Origin of the sequence: Pusillimonas minor (assembly GCF_014237865.1) — a bacterium.
Lineage (GTDB): Bacteria > Pseudomonadota > Gammaproteobacteria > Burkholderiales > Burkholderiaceae_B > Neopusillimonas > Neopusillimonas minor.
In genome coordinates this window covers 285,088-306,813 of the sequence record NZ_JACJUU010000001.1, presented here as the reverse complement: position 1 = coordinate 306,813, position 21,726 = coordinate 285,088, and the positions used below count along the sequence as shown (strand labels likewise).

At 57.2% G+C, this 21,726-nt stretch carries 17 protein-coding genes and 2 tRNA genes; 8 read left to right on the top strand and 11 right to left on the bottom strand.

Going from position 1 to position 21,726, the window contains the following annotated elements; translation table 11 throughout:
- The first annotated feature begins 84 nt into the window (after positions 1–84).
- Both GTU67_RS01640 and GTU67_RS01635 read left to right on the top strand, forming a co-directional pair.
- The gene (locus tag GTU67_RS01640; RefSeq protein ID WP_185778448.1) at positions 85–2,115 is read left to right on the top strand and encodes a BCCT family transporter; all 2,031 of its coding nucleotides are present in this window, start codon (positions 85–87) and stop codon (positions 2,113–2,115) included.
- Between the two features lie 125 nt (positions 2,116–2,240).
- Entirely contained in the window at positions 2,241–4,100 is a 1,860-nt protein-coding gene (locus tag GTU67_RS01635) for a sensor domain-containing diguanylate cyclase (RefSeq protein WP_185778447.1), read from the top strand.
- 258 nt (positions 4,101–4,358) lie between these two features.
- On the opposite strand, the gene GTU67_RS01630 is transcribed toward GTU67_RS01635, so the two are convergent.
- The 3 genes from GTU67_RS01630 to GTU67_RS01620 are packed head-to-tail and all read right to left on the bottom strand — an operon-like array spanning position 4,359 to position 8,056.
- A complete protein-coding gene (locus GTU67_RS01630; protein WP_185778446.1) occupies positions 4,359–6,638 on the bottom strand; it encodes a xanthine dehydrogenase family protein molybdopterin-binding subunit in 2,280 nt (759 codons plus the stop codon).
- A complete protein-coding gene (locus GTU67_RS01625) occupies positions 6,635–7,105 on the bottom strand; it encodes a (2Fe-2S)-binding protein (RefSeq protein ID WP_185778445.1) in 471 nt (156 codons plus the stop codon). The genes GTU67_RS01630 and GTU67_RS01625 overlap by 4 nt, the downstream gene beginning before the upstream one ends.
- Before the next feature lie 42 nt (positions 7,106–7,147).
- Positions 7,148–8,056 (bottom strand): LysR family transcriptional regulator, encoded by a 909-nt coding sequence (locus tag GTU67_RS01620; RefSeq protein WP_185778444.1) that lies wholly within the window; start codon positions 8,054–8,056, stop codon positions 7,148–7,150.
- Positions 8,057–8,222: 166 nt separating this feature from the next.
- Between GTU67_RS01620 and GTU67_RS01615 the strand changes: the two genes are divergently transcribed.
- From GTU67_RS01615 to GTU67_RS01600, 4 genes are all read left to right on the top strand, one after another.
- On the top strand, positions 8,223–9,587 hold the full coding sequence (locus GTU67_RS01615) for an NADH-quinone oxidoreductase subunit L (RefSeq protein ID WP_221893225.1): 1,365 nt from the start codon (positions 8,223–8,225) through the stop codon (positions 9,585–9,587).
- Positions 9,584–11,965 (top strand): YbcC family protein, encoded by a 2,382-nt coding sequence (locus tag GTU67_RS01610; RefSeq protein ID WP_185778442.1) that lies wholly within the window; start codon positions 9,584–9,586, stop codon positions 11,963–11,965. Before GTU67_RS01615 ends, GTU67_RS01610 begins: the two co-directional genes overlap by 4 nt.
- Positions 11,966–12,029: 64 nt before the next feature.
- On the top strand, positions 12,030–12,356 hold the full coding sequence (locus GTU67_RS01605; RefSeq protein ID WP_185778441.1) for a hypothetical protein: 327 nt from the start codon (positions 12,030–12,032) through the stop codon (positions 12,354–12,356).
- 102 nt (positions 12,357–12,458) lie between these two features.
- Positions 12,459–14,036 carry a TerC family protein gene (locus tag GTU67_RS01600; protein WP_185778440.1) on the top strand — a complete coding sequence of 526 codons (1,578 nt, stop codon included), beginning with the start codon at positions 12,459–12,461 and terminating at the stop codon, positions 14,034–14,036.
- A gap of 136 nt (positions 14,037–14,172) precedes the next feature.
- Here GTU67_RS01600 and GTU67_RS01595 read toward each other — a convergent pair.
- The 3 genes from GTU67_RS01595 to GTU67_RS01585 form a co-directional block, all read right to left on the bottom strand.
- A tRNA-Thr gene (locus GTU67_RS01595) sits at positions 14,173–14,248 on the bottom strand.
- A 74-nt stretch (positions 14,249–14,322) separates the two neighbouring features.
- Positions 14,323–15,090 (bottom strand): flagellar brake protein, encoded by a 768-nt coding sequence (locus tag GTU67_RS01590; protein ID WP_185778439.1) that lies wholly within the window; start codon positions 15,088–15,090, stop codon positions 14,323–14,325.
- A 174-nt stretch (positions 15,091–15,264) separates the two neighbouring features.
- Positions 15,265–16,323 (bottom strand): AI-2E family transporter, encoded by a 1,059-nt coding sequence (locus GTU67_RS01585; RefSeq protein ID WP_185778438.1) that lies wholly within the window; start codon positions 16,321–16,323, stop codon positions 15,265–15,267.
- A gap of 97 nt (positions 16,324–16,420) precedes the next feature.
- Between GTU67_RS01585 and GTU67_RS01580 the strand changes: the two genes are divergently transcribed.
- A complete protein-coding gene (locus GTU67_RS01580; protein ID WP_185778437.1) occupies positions 16,421–17,986 on the top strand; it encodes a glycosyltransferase family 39 protein in 1,566 nt (521 codons plus the stop codon).
- A 135-nt stretch (positions 17,987–18,121) separates the two neighbouring features.
- Positions 18,122–18,197, top strand: a tRNA-Asn gene (locus tag GTU67_RS01575).
- 35 nt (positions 18,198–18,232) lie between these two features.
- On the opposite strand, the gene GTU67_RS01570 is transcribed toward GTU67_RS01575, so the two are convergent.
- The 5 genes from GTU67_RS01570 to GTU67_RS15195 all read right to left on the bottom strand — a co-directional run bounded on the left by GTU67_RS01570 (position 18,233) and on the right by GTU67_RS15195 (position 21,614).
- Positions 18,233–19,273, bottom strand: a complete 1,041-nt coding sequence (locus GTU67_RS01570; RefSeq protein ID WP_185778436.1) for a tyrosine-type recombinase/integrase — start codon at positions 19,271–19,273, stop codon at positions 18,233–18,235.
- Positions 19,274–19,583: 310 nt separating this feature from the next.
- Positions 19,584–19,907, bottom strand: coding sequence for a hypothetical protein (locus GTU67_RS01565; protein ID WP_185778435.1), 324 nt, complete (start codon positions 19,905–19,907; stop codon positions 19,584–19,586).
- Positions 19,904–20,302 (bottom strand): hypothetical protein, encoded by a 399-nt coding sequence (locus GTU67_RS01560; protein WP_185778434.1) that lies wholly within the window; start codon positions 20,300–20,302, stop codon positions 19,904–19,906. Before GTU67_RS01560 ends, GTU67_RS01565 begins: the two co-directional genes overlap by 4 nt.
- Positions 20,299–20,499, bottom strand: coding sequence for a Lar family restriction alleviation protein (locus GTU67_RS15665; RefSeq protein ID WP_185778433.1), 201 nt, complete (start codon positions 20,497–20,499; stop codon positions 20,299–20,301). Before GTU67_RS15665 ends, GTU67_RS01560 begins: the two co-directional genes overlap by 4 nt.
- A complete protein-coding gene (locus GTU67_RS15195) occupies positions 20,496–21,614 on the bottom strand; it encodes a WDGH domain-containing protein (RefSeq protein ID WP_221893224.1) in 1,119 nt (372 codons plus the stop codon). Before GTU67_RS15195 ends, GTU67_RS15665 begins: the two co-directional genes overlap by 4 nt.
- Positions 21,615–21,726: the final 112 nt, after the last annotated feature.

Here is a 21,726-nt window from a genome sequence, read left to right as displayed (position 1 = left end):
GCGGGGCGCAACGCAATCGTAACAATGGTGTTACCCTTTTAGACCGTATTCTGGACTAAACGCCGGCAACGGCAAAGGCTTCCCATGAACGACGCAAACCGGTTGCAAGGCTCAACCGTACTTATTCCTGTGTTTATCCCGGCCGTCATTGTGATTGGCCTGATGGTCATTGGCACCATCAGCAACCCCACGCTGGCCGGCGAACTGTTTTCCAGTACCCTGGCCTACATCACCGAAACGTTCGGCTGGTTTTATATGCTGGCCGTAGCGATATTTCTGGTATTTATTGTGGTAGTGGCGTTTAGCCAATGGGGCAATATCAAGCTGGGCCCTGACCACGCCGAACCCGAATACAGTTTTCCGGCGTGGTTTGCCATGTTGTTCTCGGCCGGCTATGGCATTGCGCTGTTGTTTTTTGGCGTGGCCGAGCCCGTGCTGCATTATGCGTCGCCGCCCCAGGGGCCGGCGTTAACCGTCGATGCGGCCAAGCAGGCCATGCAAATCGCCTTTTTTCATTGGGGCTTTCATATCTGGGCTATTTACGGTCTGGTGGGCCTGGTGCTGGCGTATTTCTCGTTTCGGCACGGTTTGCCGTTGTCAATGCGGTCAACCCTTTACCCGCTTATTGGCGAGCGCATTCATGGCCCAATGGGGCACGCTGTCGACACCTTTGCCATTTTGGGCACCATGTTTGGTATTGCCACAACGCTGGGGTTGTCGGTGGCGCAAATTAACGCCGGGCTTAATTACTTGTGGCCCAGCATACCGGTCAGTACCACGGTACAAATCGTTTGTATTGTCGTTATTACCTCGTTAGCCATCGGGTCGGTTGTTGCCGGCATGGACAAGGGCATCAAGCGTCTGTCCATACTGAACATGGTGCTGGCAGTTTCGTTAATGCTGTTTGTATTTATTGTGGGCCCCACGGTGTTCATTCTGAACACATTCATGGAGAACACCGGCAGCTATCTAAGCAATATTGTCGAGCGCACCTTTAACCTGCAGGCCTACCGCTCAAGCAGCTGGATAGGCAACTGGACACTATTCATTTTTGCCTGGACAATCGCCTGGGCGCCTTTTGTGGGCTTGTTTATTGCCAAAATCAGCCGCGGGCGCACTATCCGCCAGTTTGTATTTGGCGTCATGTTTGTACCCACCATTTTTACGTTTTTGTGGTTTTCGGTGTTTGGCGACACGGCGCTGCACATGATCATGGTCGAGGGCTACACCAGCATCATCGACGAGGTCCAGGCCGACCATGCCGTTGCCCTGTTCAAATTGTTCGAGCGCTTGCCGTTGTCGGCCATTGTCTCGTTCATCGCTGTCATTCTTATTTCCACGTTTTTTGTCACCTCAGCCGACTCCGGCGCCCTGGTTATCGACTCGCTGGCCTCGGGCGGCGCAGCCAAAAGCCCGGTGTGGCAACGCATTTTCTGGGCGTCGCTGTCGGGCGTTGTCGCCATTACCTTGTTGCTGGCTGGCGGTCTAAGTGCATTGCAAACAGCCTCTATCGTTAGCGCGTTACCGTTTGCGGTCATTATGTTAATTGCGGCATTAGGCATGTGGCGCGCCCTGGTCATCGAAAGCCACCACGAAGTCAGCCTGCAGCAGTCAGTGCAAAATCGAGCCGGGCAGGGTCCAGGCTACTGGAAAAAGCGTCTGGCCAATCTGGTTGATTTCCCGCCGCGCAACGATGTTGTACGGTTTATCTCGGGGGTCGCCTATCCGGCAATGCAGCGGGTCGAGTCCGAGCTTGAATCGCAGGGCTGGGAAGCCAATGTCAGCTTCGACGAAGAAAATTGCCGGGCGCATTTCGAGGTCATCAAGAAAGACCAGCTGGAATTTATATACGAAGTGCGTTTGCGTGGTTATGCCATGCCCGATTTCGCCTACCCCGAAATGTCGCGCGACGTCGATGGCGATGAACATTACTATCGCGCCGAAGTATTTTTGCGTCGTGGCGGGCAAGCCTACGATGTCTACGGGTTCGATTCGCAAGATCTTATTTCCGACATTCTTGACCAGTTCGAGAAGTATCTGCATTTCTTGCATGTATCGCCGGGTATTTTGCCCTGGAAAATGGAAGAGCCCCAGGAAGACGGTCCCCGCGACTAGGTCAGTGTGGCGTCAAACACTCGCCCGCCCACTGTTTTTTGGGCGGGCGCTTATTATTGGGGCCACCCAGAGTAAAATTTCTCTCGTTAATCTCATTCCTGTTGTTAACGTCCAGGCGGCTTATTTTGGTTCAACCCTCTGCACCGACTTCCATCGAAGACCTCGAGGCGCGGCTTGCGCATGCCTCGGCGTTGGTCAAGCGTTTGCATTTGCAATACGAGGTTGCCGGCATATTGGCCGAGGCGCAGTCTATAGACGACGCCATGCACGATGTCTTGACGACCTTGGGCCGCACCAAAGGCTGGGACCTCGCCCAGGCCTGGCTGTTCGACGACGACCAGGTTCAGCATTTTTATTGGGTCGACCCCGATCTTGATCTGGACGCCTACCTCGACGCCAGTCAGCAGCTCGATTTTGCCCAAGAGGGGCACGCGCCCGCCCAGGCACTTGAAGCGGGTGATGTCTTGTGGATCCCCGATCTTAAACAGTTGCCCGGTGCAACCCGCAAGGCCGCTGCAGCAGAAAACAATGTCTGTAACGTGCTGGTTTTTGTGCTTCGGCACGGGCAGCATGTGTATGGGGTTATCGAGCTGGCCAGTACGCAGTGCGATCCTCCGGAAGAGGGGATGCGTCAGCTGTTTCGCCTGTTGGGGCGCGACATCGGGCGTTTCCTGGAAGCCATGCAATACGAGGCCAGGCTCGAAAAGAAAAATGCACGTCTGGCACAAGCACAGCGCATTGCCCGTATGGGCCACTGGGAATGGCGCCCCCTGACGGGGCAACTGCATATCAATAACGGTACTTTGCGCGCGCTGGGTTTCGACCCGGGTCAGCACAATCCGCTTCCCACACTCGAGGCCTATGTCGCAAGGCTCTCTGAGGCCGACCGCGACAGGTTCAAAGCGCTGCTTGACGATGTGCAAGATTTTCAGCGTACCGAGGTCGAGGCCGAGCACGCGTTCAACTCTCCCGATGGTAGCCCTCGAACGGTGATTTTAAGAGCCGAAGCGCAAACAGATCGTCATGGCCGTTTGAATCGTGTGGTGGGCATGGTGCAAGATGTCACCGAACGACGACGCGCCGAGGCGCAGCTGCGTCTGATTGCCAGGGCAGTCGAGCAGGCCGCCGAGGCGATGGTCATTCTGGATGCCTTGGGCAGGATCGTATCGGTTAACCCTGCATTTACGCGTATTACGGGCTATACAGACACCGAAGCCGGGGGGCAACTGATGGATGAGCTTCTTCACCGTCCTACCGGCCGTCACGACGACACGTTTTTTCGCCGGGTCACCGGGTTTTTGCTGGCCGAGGGTCACTGGGAGGGCGAGGTCTGGGCGCTTCGCAAAAACGGGGAAGTTTTTCCCGAGTTGCTCAGCATTAGCGTTATCCGCGACGATAACGACAATGTGGTCAATTATGTGGGCGTTTTCAATGATATTACCGACCAAAAAGAGCAAGAAGACCGGCTTAAGCAGTTGGCACTATACGACAGCCTGACCGGTTTGCCCAACCGCACCTTGCTGCGCGAACACCTTGAGCAGGCCATGACCCGTTCGGCGCGTCAGCAGCGCAAAATCGCGGTCTTGTTCTGCGACCTCGACCGTTTCAAACCCGTTAACGATACTTTTGGCCACGAGGTAGGTGACCAGTTGCTGAAGCAAGTGGCCGATCGGCTGCGTGCCGCCGTGCGGGCCTCCGACCTGGTGTCGCGCCTGGGGGGCGATGAGTTTGTTTTGGTGCTTGAAAGCATTGCATCAGAGGCCGACGCCGGGCAGGTGGCCCATAAAATTGTCGACGCCATCGGGGGCCCGTTTGTTGTTGGTGAGCACAATATTAATATTGGCACCAGCGTGGGTATTGCGTTTTACCCTGAACATGGCGACAAGGCGCGTACCTTGCTACGACGGGCCGACCAGGCGCTTTACCAGGCTAAAGAAGCAGGCCGGAATGGTTACCAGGTCTGGGCGCCATCGGTGGCGGGTTAAATGCTGCGTCAATGCAAGGCAAGCTTAATCGTTTCGACCAAACCTGCGCCGACCCAACCCAAACTTAAGCAAGCTGCAGCCTAAAACAGCCATTTTGTTTTATGAACTAGTCGGTTTGCCCCGGCCATGTCTCTCCTTGGTGTAAAAAGCACCGGCCAGTCAAGGCCGGTGCTTTGTTTGCATCAAAGTAATACCTGATTATTCGACAGGTAACGCAGGGGGTCAACCTGGCGGCGTTCGCCGCCGAAAATGGCCGTTTCAGCGCAGCGGCAGGCTGCGAATGCGTTTGCCGGTTGCTGCAAAAATGGCGTTGCACAGCGCCGGAGCGACGGGAGGCACCGGGGGCTCGCCCACGCCGCCCGGCGGGACGTCGGGGTTGTTGTTGACCAGATGCGTGCGAATGACGCGCGGCGACTCGGGGTGACGCAGTACTGTGTAGTCGTGGAAATTGCCTTGCTCGACACGCCCGTTCTTGAAGCTGATTTCGCCGGTCAATGCCAGGCTAAGCCCCATAATGGCGCCGCCTTCCATTTGTGCCCGAATGCGTTCTGGGTTGATTTGCGGGCCACAGTCGATGGCCATATCGACGGCGACGATTTGTGGCTCGCCTTGGGCATTGACGGCGACCTCGACAACCGTAGCGGTGTAACTGACAAAGCTGTAGCAAAACGCCAGGCCCAGTCCGTGCCCCTTGGGCAACTCGCGCCCCCAACGGGCGCCGCGTGTGGCCGCCTCAATAACGTCGCGCAGCCGTCCGGTGTCATATGGGTAGGTCTCGGGCGATTCCGAGTAGTTCCAGGTGTCGGCCAACGTGGTCGGGTTGATGCGCCGGGGCGGGCCAATCAGGTCGAGTGCAAAGGCTTTATGGTCTTTGCCTGCGCGATGGGCCAGTTCGGCGATGAAGCATTGCGCCGCAAAAGCGTGGGGGATGTTCGATACCGACCGGAACCAGCCAATACGCGTATGCGCCGGGACCTTCCCGGTTTCGATGCGAACATTGGGGATACGGTAGGGCATGTTGATGGCTGACATGGCCGACTCGAACAACTGCTCGCCTTGGGCGCCCTCGGTAAACAACGAGCCGATGGTCGGGGCCGCACTGCGGTGCAGCCACGACGCCACGTGGCCGTCTTTATGCATGACGGCCTCCAGGCGCTCGACAGATACGGTATGCAGGTAGTCGTGCCTGATGTCGTCTTCGCGTGTCCAGACCAGTTTTACCGGGGTGCCTGCCGGCATGGCTTTGGCCACAATGGCGGCTTCGTCGACGAAGTCGGGCTTTGATTTGCGCCCGAACCCACCGCCCAGCAACAGAACATTGACTTTGACCTGTTCGGGCTTGAGGCCCAGCCTGGCCGCAACTGCACTTTGGGCGGCCGGCGGGTTTTGCACCGATGTCCACACTTCGGCGCCACCATCACTGATTTTTACCGTGGCGGCCGGGGGTTCCATAGACGCGTGCGCCAGGTGAGGGATGTAATATTCGGCGCTGACGCGTTCTTCGTCGGTGGCGGCTTGCCACACTTGTGGCGCGTTGCCTTCGTTGCGCATGGTCTGGCCCGGTGCGCGCGCGGCCGCTTCAAGGGTTTGGCGGTAGGCGGCAGAATCGTAAGACGCATTGGGGCCGTCGTCCCATTCAATATCAAGCGCCGCGCGGCCTTGCATGGCGGCCCAGGTGTTGCGTGCTACCACGGCCACGCCCCCCAGCGGCTGGAAGGCCGGGGCCCCTGAAAACGTCGGGATCTCGACCACTTTGATGACCCCCGCCACTGCCAGGGCTTTGTTCGCATCAAATTTTTTGACTTTGCCGCCCACAACCGGCGGACGGGCCACGACGGCATACACCATGCCGGGCAAATGAAAGTCAATGCCATAGGTTGCGCGGCCTGCGCCGATGTCTTCCAGGTCGACCAGCTTGACGGCTTCTTTTCCGATATAACGGAACTCGGACGGATTCTTTAACGAAAGGGCCGCGCCGGTGGGTACGGGCAGCTTTGCCGCATCGGCAGCCAGCTCGCCATAGCCCAGTTTTTTGCCCGTCGGGACGTGCACAATGCTGTGGTTGTCGGCGCGTACCTGGTCAAGCGGTACGCCCCAACGCTGGGCCGCAGCCCTGGCAAGCATCTGGCGCATTGCCGCGCCGGCGCGCCGCATGGGCATCAAGAAGTGGCGCACACTGCGCGAGCCATCCACGTTCTGGTTGCCGTAGCGAGCCTCATCGGCGCCCGCCTGAACAATAGTGACCTGTTGCCAGTCGGCGTCGAGCTCGTCGGCCACCACCATGGGCAAACTGGTGCGTACGCCGGTACCCATTTCGGCCCGGTGTGCCACGATCGTGACCAGGCCGCTGGCGGCGATTGAAATAAACGTCAGCGGGTCATCGACGGTGCCGCCAGGCATGGAATCGGCCCCGTACTTCTGGGCTTGGGCAGCATGCACACGAGAAATAACCCCCGTGCTGGTGACCGCCAGGGTCAGGGCGCCAAGGCTGCCCTGCAGAAAGCGGCGACGCGAAATGTGCGGTGTGGTCTTGTTCATTTGGCCTCCCCGGCGAGGGTTTGCGCGGCTTGCTTGACCGCATTGCGAATGCGGGGATACGTGCCGCACCGGCAAATATTGCCGTTCATGGCGTCATCGATCTGGTCTTCGGTGGGCTGCGGCGTGGTTTTCAGCAAGCTGGCGGCCGTCATGATCTGGCCTGCCTGGCAGTAGCCGCATTGCGCGACGTTGTTGTCGACCCAGGCGCGTTGTACGACCTGCCCGACGGGGTCTGATGCAAGACCTTCGATGGTGGTGACTGGCTTGTCGGCAACGGCCGAAACCGGTGTGACGCAGGCGCGCGCCGGTTGCCCGTCGATGTGCACGGTACAGGCGCCGCACAGTGCCATGCCGCAGCCGTACTTGGTGCCGGTCATGCCCAGTTCGTCGCGTAAGACCCATAACAACGGGGTGTCTTGTGCAACGTCGATGGTTTTGACGTTGCCATTGATGGTGATGGTGGCCATATAGTTACCTCGTGAGTGAACGCTTTTTAGTGTAATTGCTTTCTATTGCAGAACTTGCTGCAATGGGCGGGAAAGCAGTTCGCCGACGATGGCGGGAACAAACTGCCGCTTCACCGTAATGGCATAAAAGTGCTCGTAAAGGTTGGGTATCGGCATGTATTCGACCAGTACCCCGTTCTGGATTTCGTCGCGCACTACCACTGCGGGCAGTACAGCCAATGACCCGCTATCTCGTGCCAGCAGGCGCAGCATGGCCATGTCATCGGTTTCTGCCTGTACTCTGGGTTCAAACTGGACTAGGGCGCAAAAGCCTTCAAAGGCGGTGCGGATGTCGCTGTTGCGGCCGGGCAAAATCCAGCTTTTGTCGGTGTAACCGGTCGGGAAACGGGTATCGGGTTTGAGGTGGGCCGGGCCGACGATAGATACCGGCTGGCGCGCCAGCAGCTGGCTTTGCCATAGATGTTCACCGTCGATGCCCGCCCCGGTGCCCGACGTGGCACTGATATTGGACAGCACCAGGTCAAACTGGTGTTTGCCCAGCCCGTTCAGCAGGTTGTCGAAATGGGTGGCGTTCAGGGTAAACCTGACGTTGGGGTTGTCCATCAACGGCGACACAAACGCTTCGACGAAGTTACGCGACATGGTCGACAGCACACCAATGCGCAAAGTTTGCAGGGCCGGTTCTTGGCCGCGTCTTAGCAACGACTCAAGTTCCTGACCCTTCGAAAAAATATCTTGTGCATAGACAAGCACCCGCCGTCCGGTTTCGGTCAGCACCAGGGTGCGGCCCACACGGTCGAACAGGGTGACATCCAGCGCGTCTTCCAGCTGTCGAATTTGTGCGGACAGCGCTGACTGTGAAACATGCAAGGTTTTTGCCGCCTGCGTCAGGTTGCCAATGACGGCGACACGCCAAAAATAATAAAGATGATGGTAGTTAAGACGGCTCATGGCAAAAGTGTGGGGACAACCAGGGCAGGAAAGAGCGATGAGTACCGCGCTAACCCTGGTGCCATGGCTTAAGTTAATAAAAAACGAACGATTAGTTAATAATTATATATTTTACAGAATGATTGGCCGTCTTCATACTTGCGCCATCCAATCACCAGGAAGTTTCATGGGTCAATCACTTAATACCGTGTCTGTGGTCATGCTGATACTGATCACGTTCATCGGGCTGATCATTCTTAAATATTCTAAAAATTATTTGCAAGGCGAGCCGCGCCGACACCGTTACTACATGGCGCTAACGGGTGTTTTGCTGTCGGTAGGGGTGACGGTAACGGCTGACCATTTGCTGGTGTTCCTGGGCGGGTGGGTCGCCATCAGTTTCTCTTTGCACGCGCTGTTGCGGTTTTATCCCGATCGGCCCCGTGCCGCGCTGGCTGCGCACAAGAAATTTTTGTTTGCCCGTCTGGCCGAGTCTTTTTTGCTGGCGGCGTTTTTGTTGCTGCATCACGAGCATGGCACCTGGCAAATCAGCGCCATTGCGCAGCACTATCTGGATAACGGCGCCTCTGCGATGGGGCAATGGGCGGCGGTATTGATAGCGATGGCGGCCCTGATCAAGTGTGCGCAGTTGCCGTTTCATGGCTGGCTGATGCAGGTAGTTGAAGCGCCCACACCGGTGTCGGCCCTGTTGCACGCTGGTGTGGTCAATATGGGTGGGTACTTGTTGATTGTGTTCGGGCCGCTGCTGCTGCAATCGGTTGCAGCGCAGATACTGGTCATCACCGTTGCCGGTGCCAGTGTTGTGCTGGCGGCGCTGTCCATGGCAACGCGGATCAGCGTCAAGGTCAGGCTGGCGTGGTCTACCTGCGCCCAAATGGGCTTTATGCTCATTGAATGCGCGATGGGGCTGTTCGAGCTGGCGCTGCTGCATCTTGTGGCGCACTCTTGCTACAAGGCCTTTGCATTCTTGAACTCGGGCGCTGCCGTGCAGGCCTATCGTCTGACCCAAATGTCGCCTGCTGCAGCACCGCAAGCCCGGGTATGGCTGCCTGCCCTGGCCGTGGGGGCAGGGCTTGCCGGAGCAGGGGCCTGGGTGTCGGGAGCACAGGGTGCGGTCGGCCCTTGGGTGTTGCTGGGCCTGGCACTGGCCGTTTTGGTGGCCCAGCGTTCCAGTGTGGCGGCCGTTGGCAACTTGTTCTACGCGGCGTTTGTGGCCACTGTCATTGCCGCGTTGTATGTTGGCCAAAAAGTGCTGTTTGGCCAATGGGTGCATGGTGCCCCTGTCGCTGCCGGCTTCTGGGCCGACATTGCGCTGGTGGCATTGGCCGCTTTATTGTTTACCGGGCATTTGGTTTTGGTGCATTGGCCAGACACGCCATTGGGTCGCAATTTTCAGCGGTGGTTGTTTGCCGGCCTGTATCTGGATGAATGGGCCACCCGCATTACATTGCGGATCTGGCCGGTACAGCTGCCGTTGCCATCGCGTTCGCGTCGTACGCATTTTGCGCGGGTCGAAGGGGTGACGCAATGAAGCCCAACGATCTGACCGAGCCGGTGATGGTTCAGGCGGCCTGGCGGCCCGCCGCACAACACGCTTGCGCGCGCATTGCGCCGTCCTGGCCGCTCGATGCCTTAATTGCCGTCAACCCATGGTGGGAAATGCGCGACGAACCGTTTCAGCGCGTATCGGCCCGTCTTGCCGCCCTGGGCGACGTGCATTGTTTGATGCCGGCGACCTGGTTCGACAAGCAGCAGCCCGACGCCGGGGCCGGTGCCGGCAAGGCAACAGCACCGTCGCCGCACTGGAAGAACGTGTCGGCGTGGCTCGACGCCCTGCAAGACCGCAGCCATCGCATGACCTGGTCGGATGAGGTTACGCATCAGGTCAGCCAGTTTTGCGCCATGTTCCTGCAGCGCTCGCAAGGGGCTGCACTGCGTCGTCGCCCTTCGCCTGCACCAGCGCCTGCGTGTTCGTTGTATGTTGACTGGCTGGCCTTTGTGCAGGCCGATCGCGGCATCGAGATTTTGATGGGCGAACCGGGTTTGCACAACGCGTTTGAACAGCTGGCGCCAACGCACGAACAATTATTTGCCGAGGCATTTGAGGCCCTGACCTTGCGGGGGGGCAATGCAGAAGACTACCTGCATGCGCTGCTGCTCGATGTTAAGGGTTGGGCGGCGTTAACCGCCTACTTTGACCGCTACACAGACGTTACCCCCGGGGCGGGCAACGACATGATGCTGCAGTTGTTGGCCGTGCGTCTGGCCTGGGAACTGGTGTTGTGGCGCCATTGCCAGGCGGCTTATCCGTCGGTCTGGCCATCGTTGCAGTCGGCCTGGCAACAACAGTGGCAGGCACTAGATGACATGGTGCAGTGGCATGCCAGTGCTCAGGCGCGACTATGGGAAAAGCAGGCCGAGATAGAGCGCGTGTATCGCGCCCCGCTTCATGCGCGCTTGCGCATGCCGGTTCCAGCGCCCTTGGCGGTTCGCCCAAGCGTGCAGGCGGTGTTTTGTATCGACGTTCGCTCCGAGCCTTATCGGCGCGCATTCGAAGCCCAGGACCCAAGCATACAGACATCGGGTTTCGCCGGGTTTTTCGGGTTGCCGGTCCGTTATCGGGCCCTGGGCGCCGTCCATGCCGAACCACGTTTGCCCGGTTTGCTTAAAGGGCAAATCGATGTCGTCGAGCAACCCGCCCGGTCTGAAGATAACGCCGAACGTTACGCGCAGCGTCTTAACCGACGGGCGCGTATGCATGACTGCAACGGTCTGGCGCCGACGACGTTCAGCCTTGTCGAAAGCCTGGGGCTGGGGTATGCCTTCAAGCTGTTGAAAGCAGGCTTTTTTCCGTCGTCCGACCACGCGTCTGATACGGCCCGGTCTGCCGGCGTGACCTGGGCGCTGCAAAAGGGGGGCGTGCCTTTGACGCCGGATGAGCGCGTTGCCCTGGTTGCAGGTATTTTGCGCAACATGGGTCTGACCGACTCGTTTGCGCCTGAAGTATTACTGGTGGGGCATGGCAGCACCAACCGGAACAATCCGCACGCTGCCGGGCTGGATTGTGGCGCGTGCGGCGGGCACGACGGCGCGCTGAACGCGCGCGTGTTGGCCATGTTGCTCAATGACGCCCAGGTCCGCTCGGGCTTGCGCGGCTTGTCGATCGACATTCCCGACGACACGCAGTTTGTCGCTGCACTGCACGACACAACCACCGATGAAATTGTCTGCTTCGACGGTACATTGACGTCGCAAACACAAAACTGGCTTGATGCCGCGTCGTGCATGGCGCGTCGTCGTCGGGCGCCGCAACTGGGTATCAAACCCGATAAAGACGCCATCTTGAAGAAGCGCTTTATGCAGCGTGCGCGCGATTGGTCGCAACCACGACCCGAATGGGGTCTGGTCAACAATGCGGCGTTCATTGCCGCGCCGCGCGCACGGACGCGTCATATCGATCTGGCCGGCCGCGCCTTCTTGCATGATTACGATTGGCGCCGGGACGCCGACGGGGCCGTGCTTGAGCTGATCATGACGGCGCCAATGGTGGTCGCGCATTGGATCAATATGCAGTATTACGCGTCAGTTACCGATCATCGGCATTACGGTAGCGGCAACAAGATTCTGCACAATGTCGTGGGCGGGCATCTGGGCGTGTTCGAGGGCAATGGCGGAGACCTGCGCATTGGCTTGCCGTTGCAGTCGGTACACGACGGCAAACGCTGGCGCCACGAGCCTTTACGGTTGGCGGCTTATCTGGCCGCCCCGGCGGCACGCATCGAAGATATCTACAATCGCCATGCCGTGGTAAAGGCGCTGGTCGACAACGAATGGTTGCATTTGTTCAGGCTTGACGACGACCCCGCCCGGTTACAACAACTGACCCGCAACGGCTGGCAGACGGCTTAACCTGACATCGGGCGCGGCGGAAGTTCCGCTATACTCGAAACTTCCGAAACTCCCCATTCGCTGTATGAGACGATTTTTCGTCCTGTTCATCGCCTTTCTGACTGCTTTCCAGTTGCTCGACGAATCGCTCGACGATGTCGGGTTAAAGCCGGTAGCGCCGGCCGCCATCATTGCCTTTCTGGCCGATTCGTCTTTGCCGGCCGAGCCAGAGGCCCTGTCGTACGCAGACCCGGCGTCACAGTCCCCTCACGCTGACTTGTCCGATTCCGTTGTGCGGTGGGCGGTTGGCACAGTGGCCACCGAGCCGCCTGTGCAGCGCGTCGCTGCCCCTTTCTACGTATTCCCTGTCTTGACGTTTCCGATGCTTGACCCGCCCAGAGGGCGGGCCTGAGAACGCATTTTGCTGTTGGCATCAAACACGGCGGGCCTGCAATTTGCCGCCCGACGTTTTACTTAAAGTCATTGATATTTTCTTTTCAGGAAATTGTCCGTCATGGAATTATTGCTAGACCCCAATATATGGGTGGGCTTTCTTACCTTGGTTGTCCTCGAAATTGTTCTGGGCATCGACAACCTCATCTTTATTGCCATTTTGGCCGACAAGTTGCCGCCGCATCAGCGCGACCGGGCTCGTGTCATTGGCCTGTCGCTTGCGCTGTTGATGCGCCTGGGGTTGTTGACCATCGTCTCGTGGTTGGTGACCCTGACAACGCCGCTGCTTACAATCGGCGCGCTGTCATTTTCCGGTCGTGATCTGATCTTGCTCTTGGGCGGTCTGTTCTTGCTGTTCAAAGCCACGTCCGAATTGCATGAGCGCCTTGAGGGACGGTCGCATCAGCATTCGCAGTCGAAGGTGTATGCCGGGTTTGGCGTTGTGGTTGCCCAGATTGTCGTTCTCGACGCCGTGTTCTCGCTTGACGCGGTCATTACCGCCGTGGGTATGGTCGACGAACTGCCCGTCATGATGGCGGCAGTAATCGTGTCCATCGGGATCATGTTGTGGGCCTCCAAGCCGCTTACTCGCTTTGTCAGCGCGCATCCCACCGTTGTCGTGCTGTGTCTCAGTTTCTTGCTCATGATTGGTTTGAGTCTGACTGCGGAAGGCCTGGGGTTCAAAATCCCCAAAGGTTATTTGTACGTGGCCATCGGCTTTTCGATTCTTATCGAGTTCTTCAACCAGTTGGCGCGGCGCAGCGTTTTGCGCAATCGCGCGGCCGTCCCGTTTCGTGATCGCACGGCCGAAGCGGTGCTGCGCATTTTGGGCGGTCGCAAAGCCGCTTCAGAGTCTTCTGGCGATTCGCCCGCTGAAGAGAGCGATGAAGCGGCCAAAGTCTTTGCTGCCGAAGAACGTACGATGGTCAGCGGGGTACTGACGCTGGGTGAACGCTCATTGCGTTCCATCATGACGCCTCGTTCCGACATGTCGTGGGTTGATGTGAACGACGAGCCGGCCCGCGTTATTGAAATGCTTCGCGCCACACCCCACAGCTTCTTTCCGGTTTGCCGTGGTGACCTTGATACCCTGTTGGGTGTTGCCCGCGCCAAAGACCTGATGGCCGACATTATGGAAGGCCGTTCGCTGGCCAAACTGTCGTGCCTGCGCGAGCCCATTATTATTAATGAGATTACGGGCGTATTAAGTGCGATGGAGACCTTGCGTCGTTCGAGGGGCCAACTAGTGCTGGTCGCCGACGAATACGGCACCATCCAGGGTTTGATTACGCCTATTGATATTCTGGAAGCCATTGCGGGCGACTTTCCCGACGAAGACGAGCAGCCCGATATTCAGGTGCTGGATGAAGGCAAGTGGCGTGTTGCCGGCGCCACCGATTTGCGCTATCTGGAACTGACCCTGGATATCGACCCATTACCGGTTGATCATGTCGACATTACATCGGTGGCCGGCCTGTTGTTAGATCACTTCGGTAGTCTGCCCGAGACCGGCGCGCGCGCCTTTATGCACGGGCTTGAGTTCGAAGTTGTCGAGGTGACCGAGCGCCGTATTGCCTGGGTGCAGGTCAGCCGCGCCGTCGAGGTTGACGACGCCCCGATCGAATCGAACCCGGGTTAATGGCGACAGTGGCCTAACCGTTGCCGGTTACGCAACCGGTGGCGGTGGGTAGCCGGCGCGTTTGCCGGCGGCCCATTAACTAACACCGCCCAAGAAAAAGCCCTTTCTGGCAAAAACCAGAAAGGGCTTTGTATTTTGGTGCCGATAATAGGAGTCGAACCTACGACCTTCTCATTACGAATGAGCTGCTCTACCAACTGAGCTATATCGGCTAAAGCTTAAAAGCTAAGCCCAAAATTATACCGAATTTTGTTTTTTTGTTGCAATGCGGGGCGATAGCTGGGTATTAGCCAAAACCACGCCGCTTGGCGATAAGTTCACGTTCGAGCTTGCCCACGTAGCGTTGAATAAGGTTGAGGGTAGGGCCAGAAGGCCGCACAAATGCGCAGCCCACGCGAAAACGGGTTTTGCCGCTGGGCAGTTCTTGTTCGACGACGTGTTGAATACGCAGACTGACCGTAATGACGCCGACATCGGGCAGCGTGATCTCGCAGTTGTCGTAGATGGTGCCCATGGAGCGTTCGGGCAGATGATGGTCGTCGAACACGCCGATGCCGCCGCCGCTGATGTCACCCAAGGGCAGTGACACCATTTTGAGCTTTTGGTTTTCGCGCACGGGGATGCGGCACATGACCGGGTTGGTGATAGGCGTGTTGATACGATAGAAGTCGCGCCGCTGCAGGTAGCTGAGGGCCTGGGGCAGCGGGGCGCACAAGGCGGGCTTGCCTTCGAAGTCGCAAGGTTTTACGCTGCCGCAGACAAACTTGATATGAATTTTTTCAAGCGATGTTTCGACAATGATTTTGTTGGCCGACTGAACCCGCTGATTGGTACTGGCGTCGGCCGAAATGTCGAAAATCCATTGGTTGTTGTTGCGATCAACGTCGAGGATGGTGCTGATCATGGCCGTAACGCTGTTGGACACATGCACGTGCAGCAGCGAACGTTGACGCTGGATATTGCGCAGTACCGACTGAATTTCGAGCTCGGCCGTAATGGTGTGCGGGTCGTTGACGTCGATGTTCGAGTTTGGCAGCGTGTTGGTGTTGTCCATGGCAATGCTTTTATAAGTGCAGCAAAATGACAAGCCCTGTGCAAATGGTTACATTTTTTAGGGAAAATGGCCTAGGCATGCCGGATGTAATTGGCAAATTGTACCGATTGTGCGGGCGATTTGGGGCAGGTGCTTTGCACAACAACCCCCATTCGGCAAATTACCGCAAAATTGTTACATTTTTTGAGCGTTGATGGCGGCGGGGAACAGCGACCACACCGACATGAACAGGGCGGCCAGCAGCGGCCCGATGACAAAACCGTTAAGGCCAAAGGTGGCCAAGCCGCCCAATGTGGAAATAAGTACGACGTAATCGGGCATTTTGGTGTCTTTACCTACCAGCAGCGGGCGCAAAATGTTGTCGACCAGACCAATGACCAGAACTCCGAACAGAATCAGAATGGCGCCGTCCCAATAGGCGCCGGTGACCAGGAAGTAGACGGCTACGGGTGCCCAGATGATGGCAGCGCCAACAGCGGGCAGCAACGACAAAAACGCCATAATTACGCCCCACAGCAGTGCGCCGTCGATACCCAGCACCCAGAAAATAAACCCGCCCAGTGCGCCTTGCGTGGCCGCCACCACAATATTGCCCTTAACGGTAGCGCGCACGACGGTGATGAATTTCTGGATGAGCATCTGCTTGTGCTCGTCGCTTAAAGGTATAACCAGGTTGATGGTTCGTGCCAATGAGGAGCCGTCACGCAGCAAAAAAAACAGCAAATACAGCATGATGGCCATGCTGATTAAAAAGCCGGCCGTGTTTTGCCCGATATTGACGGCCTGGCTGGCCAGGAACTTGCTGCCCTCGAGTGCGCCGGCCGATAACTTTTCTTGAATGCTGAACACGTCGGCGATGCCGAGCTCTTCGAGCCAGCGGTGTAGCGATTCGGGCAGCGCATTGACGATACGTTCGTAGTACAGCCCCAGGTTAAGCTGCCCGCTTTCGATGCGCCGGTAAATAGTAGCGCCTTCGCGAATGAGTGCACTGGTCAAAATAATAAGCGGGAAAATGACCGCCACCAGGCATAGCAGCAGCGTACCCAGCGCTGCCGTGTTGGGGTGTGCCGGTATTTTTGCCAGCAGCTTGCGATGCAGGGGCGTAAAACTGATGGCAAACACGCACCCCCAGAACAGCGCGCTGTAATACGGAAGCAGCAGCCAGCCAAAGGCCACCGATACAATAATCAGCAGGGTTACAAAGCTTCGAAAGTAAATGCCACTATTGCGCATATGGGCTCCGTGATTCACATAAAATCCCGTAAAAATCAGATCAGCATCATACCGTTAATTATTTGCGTTTAACCCATTTTTACTCTCGGGCGTCTTCATGACTTCACATTCTGGTTCCGTCCCTACGTCGTTTCAACGTCAGGCCAATTCCAGCACACACTGGCTATTGCTGGCCTACCTGGCCGTGGTGGTCGTGCTTTGGACGGCGCTTTGTGCGGTTAGCCACAAGGCCCCCGACCTTGACGGGATGGAAGAGCTGGTGTGGGCGTCCAGCCTGGAGTGGGGGTATTCAAAGCACCCGCCGTTGCCGTCGTGGTTAATGTATGTGCTGGTCGAACTGTTTGGCCGCCCCATTTGGCTAACCTTTTTTGCCGGGCAGCTGGTGGCGGCGCTGGCCTTGTTGTTCGTGTATTTACTGGGCTGCGAGTTCACGACGCCAAGCCGGGCCCTGATGGCCACCCTTATGGTGTCGGTCACCATGTACTTTTCGTTGCGGGCAACGATATATAACCACAATACCGCGCAGCTGTGGTCTATTGCCGCATGTATCTGGCTGTTGTTCAGGGCGCTCCGAGACGACGGCTTGTCTAACTGGCTGTGGCTGGGGCTGGTAGCGGGTTTGGCCATGCTGACCAAATACAGCGCCCTTATTCAGTTTGCGGTGTTTTTTGTCTTTATGCTGGTGCAGGGGCATTTGCGCCGCCCAGCCGTATGGAAGGGCATTGGCGCAGCAACAGTGGTGTTTTTAGTGGTGATATTGCCGCATGTGCTCTGGTTGGTTGCCAACGATTTTGCACCGATGCGGTATGCCGATAACTCCATGGACGTAGACGGCGGCTATATCGACGTTCTGAAAAGCATGGTCGATTTTTCGGTAGACCAAGTGGCCCGGATGGCGCCGCTTTTTGTGCTGTGGCTTGCCTTGTGGTGGTGGCAGCGCCGCGACGCGGCAGCCACTTTGCATTCGGCGCAAACACAAACATACGCGCAGGCCATGTCTCCCGAAGCAAGGTCGTTCTTGCTGTGGGTGGGCCTTGGGCCCTTTGTGATGACCCTGCTGGTGTCGGCCATTTTGGGCACCAAGCTGGTGGCTTCGTGGGGGACAACGTTTTTTATTCTTTTCGGCTTCTACGCCTTTTGGCGCCTTAAAGGTAGCGACCAGGTCTGGTTGCGTCGTACAGCAGTCGTAGCCATTGTCTTGCAGGTGCTGATGGCCGTGGGCTACGCCGTGGCACGCGGTCCGGTGGCCTACGAAGTAGGGCGCATGACGCGTTCAACATTCCCGGGCCCCGAAATCGCCGCGCAGCTTAACCAGGTATGGTCGCAGCATGTGCCCAACGCCCCATTGCGGTTGGTCGCGTCCGACACCTGGTTTGGTGGCAACGTCGCCATGAATATTTCTGACGACACCCAGGTGTTTATTAGCGCCGATTACTTCCAGTCACCTTGGCTTGATCCCGAAACCGCCCTGGATTGCGGTGTGCTGGTTGTTTACTCACCCGACGGCCGCGGGTACTGGTCGAGCGAGCTGATGGCCCTGTTTGACAAGTCGCCCTTGCAGGGCGAGTTTAAACAGCAATGGTCGTCTGACAAGAGCCCGATATTTACGGTAAAATGGGCGATTAAGCCACCCACACCCAATTGCCGGCCTGCTGCCGGGTAAAAGGGTGTTTAAGGGGCAGGTGTGGCGTTTAACCATTGCAGGCGCAGCGGTTTGGCAAGCAAGGTTAAACGCAAAAAAATTTAGGGCTGGCTTGCACACCAAAAAATAAATGTGCTATAGTTATGTTCTTTCAATTCCCCGATAGCTCAGTCGGTAGAGCGACGGACTGTTAATCCGCAGGTCACTGGTTCGAACCCAGTTCGGGGAGCCAAGAATTCAGAAGTAAATCAGTAAGTTACAGCCACCCTAGCCGGTGGCTGTTTTCTTTTCTGGTGTCCCGTGTGACCAAAACGTGACCGCATTTGCGAAGGGTGCCAAGTGTGTGGCGTCCATGTGGGCATACTTCTTGACCATCTCCAAGGTTTCCCAGCCCCCCAATTCTTTCAGCACGAACAGCGGCGTGCCGGCCTGAACGTGCCACGATGCCCATGTGTGGCGCAGGTCGTGAAAGTGGAAGTCGACAATGGCTGCCGCTTTACATGCCCTGGCGAACATCTTGGGGTCGACATACTTCTGAGGGTTGCCGTTTCGGGTGAACACTCTGGTGGGGTGAATACCCTTTTGGGCGTTGATCAGGGCGACCGCTTCCGGGTTAAGCGGCACGCCCCTGGCCTTTTTGGATTTTGCCTTGTTGGCCGACACCCAGGCGATGTTTCGGGAAAGATCAACGGCTGACCACTCGAGCGACAGGATTTCTCCTGAGCGCATGCCGGTGGCCAGAGCGAAGCGGGTGACATCTTTGAGCCAGTCTTTGTTGATGACATTGACCAGCGCGGTCGCCTCGGCCTGGGTGATCCAGCGAACCCGAACGGTAGGTTCTTTGGCAGGTCTGAGCTTGACAGGGTGAGAGATCCAGCCCCATTCAGCACATAGCGAAATGATGCGCCTGATCGTGGCAAGGTAACGGTTACGGGTTGCGGGCGTGAGCTTGACCCGCCCCTTGTTCTTGTAGATCGCATGCGTAGGCAACGCATCGATCACTTCTTCCGTTGTCAAAGAGCTGATGGCGCGCCCCGCAAACTGATCACGCCAATACTTGATGTGCCGCACCTTTGTTGCGTAGTCTTTCTGGCCTTCGGAGGCCTGAAGAAAGCGGACCGCAGCTTGTTCGAAGGTGTATTGCGGGGTGTCCCCCAGCTTGGCCACGCGCCACAGCTCGGCCTTTAGCCGGTCGTGGTATTCCTGCGCGGCCCTTTTGTCGTCGGTGCCAGTAGATCGTCTAACTCTTTCGCCGCTTGGCGTGCGTAAATCGATCCACCAGATGCCGTTACGCTGTCTGATCGACATAGTGATTCTCCTGTTGATCGCAGCGCCAGCCGTGTCACTTTGTACTGCGGGCGCGAAATTTCTTCAAGTCGAGACGGCCAGACCAGCCACTTGCGGCAGCCTGGTAGTCGAAAGCCGATCTCGTTGCGGCGATGGAATACGGTTTGGTAAGCCAGCCCCAGGCGTCGGGCCGCTTCCTTCAGGCTGATGGCGGTCTCTTCCATGTTGTTTCCTTACTTGTATGCCCCACGCGCTGGCCGTGAGGCTCAGCACGCTATTGATTCGTTGCTGCATTGTTTTTGATGTGGCGGCGCACGGCTAATGGTTGAATTCATCGGCCCAGCTGTTGGATCAATGTAGAAAAAGGCCCGTAGGCCTCTATTCGTTTCAGTTTCTTGGCGCGGGATCGACGTCTGGGGACATACCCTTTGGGCGGGAATTTCACCCCGTCGACGACCTCCAACAAAAACATCTTGTTCCAGCCCCGACCGTGCTGGGGGACTTCTGTTGCCTCGACGGCGCCGTAGGTGCCAATCAGCAGCCGCACGCTGTGATAAGTGGCGCTGAACGTTAGGCCCAGCTCATTTGCCATGGCAGCAGTCGTGCAGCCAGGGTGGTCAGCGATGTAGTCGTAAACGCGCTCAATGTTGCTCATGACTTTTTCCATTCCTCAAGAATTCTATTGCCACCAAGCAAAAGCCTGCCTTCTGCGCCATACCCAGAGTCGTCGCTCAGATTATTTGCCGGCTGCCCGGCATCAGCGGCGGCTTTAGATAGACGGAGCGACAGGGATTGCACACCAGGATCATCCGATAAACCATCGAGAACCTCGACGGCTTCATGAGCAAGGTCGCACAGGCGGCCTACCGCCTCAGCCTTTTTCACGCCATCACGCAAATGGTTCTCAGCGATGGCAATGACGGCATTAAGCGCGCTGGTAACCGCGGCAGGCTTGATGCCGGCCTCGTCCATCGTTCGCGTGTCCTCACCCTTGCGCCATGCTTGGTACTTTTTGAGGGTCAGGATTTGGGCGTGTAGGGTTGGGCTCATGGCTTAACCTCGGTTCTGTCTGGTGCGCGGCGGTTCCAGTTCTCCACATGGTTAGCCTTGTCTGTATAACCATTTGAGGTACCGCAGTTGTCACAACACACCCGATAGGCAGGGTGGTTAATCGTTCCTTCGCAGTGCTGAACAATCAAATTTTCGTTCTCGCCACAAAAAGGGCACGGCTTTAGTTCTGGTTTCATGGTTGCTCCTTCGGTTCTGGCGCGGCTTCGAGCATGGCACGTAAAATATCGCACCCCAAGCAATCACTAAACTTTCCAGCGCCCCCATTTTCTTTGCACCACCCCTCGCAATGAGTGTTTGCAAGGTCATTAACTGACTCAATTTTCACAAGCTTGTAGCCTTCGGGGATTTGTTGGGGGTGTGGTGCTGGCCCCGCAGCCGCCTCAACATATGATTCATACATATGGGCGCAATCAGAGTTCAGTTCTTGTAGACGATTAATTGCCGCATCTCGCGCCTCACGACGAACCGACACCCATTGGCCATCAGACCCAACCGCCACAGACGCCTTTAAGCCTCGCACAACATCATCAATGCGACGGTCTTTTACATGCTTGCTGGTTTGCTGTTGGGGTTGTGGGGTGTCGTAAAGCGGCTGCACTGACCAACCGTCTTTTTCCAAGGTATCGGCTGCGCCTTGTGTGGTCGCCAGAAACTGTTCCCCTTCAAAATCGGGCGTGCAAAGCCAAGCCACCGGCTCACCCGCCTGTTGTTGGGGTTGTGGGGCGGTGTATAGCGGTATCCATCCTGTCCACGGGTTCCCGGTACATGATTTGACAGTAGAGTGATCGCGGAATATTGAGTCGTACCCATAAATGCTAGGCAGATACCAAGCCACCGGCTCACCCCTTGCCTGCCGGAGCGAAAGCAAGCGAACCAAAACATCATCGGACGTATGCCCATCCCATTCTTTACCGATTGGCAGTTCGATGCCCTCCGGCAAGTTCTCGATTTCGCTTTCTGGTAAATGGTAGGTGGCGGTTCCTTCTGGTGTATCAATACCTGCGATAACCCATCCTTCCCATGCGCTGCCGTCGTGGTGTTTGCGGCTCCACCATGCGTTGTTCTTGTGCGCGTGCATCAGAAGGCAAAACAGCCGCACACGATGCGCGTATAGCTCGTTGAAGGTGTGGTAGCCATCAGAGGTCTCGCCGGTTATCTTATTTGCCTGCCGGTCTGCTTCGATGGCGGCAACATGATCCTCGTACGTCACATAGTCGCCTTCCGGTTCCTCGTGTATTGGGTATGCGATATCACCGCTGACGGCGTAGCGCTTAATGTCGTGAGTGTTCATTTCTTTTCCTTTGCAATGCGGCGACGTGCATGCATTAGTGCCGAGTAATATCTATTTAGCGGTTCGCAGTCCTCGTCGCTGTCATGCTGGTCATCTTTTGAATGGTGAAAGT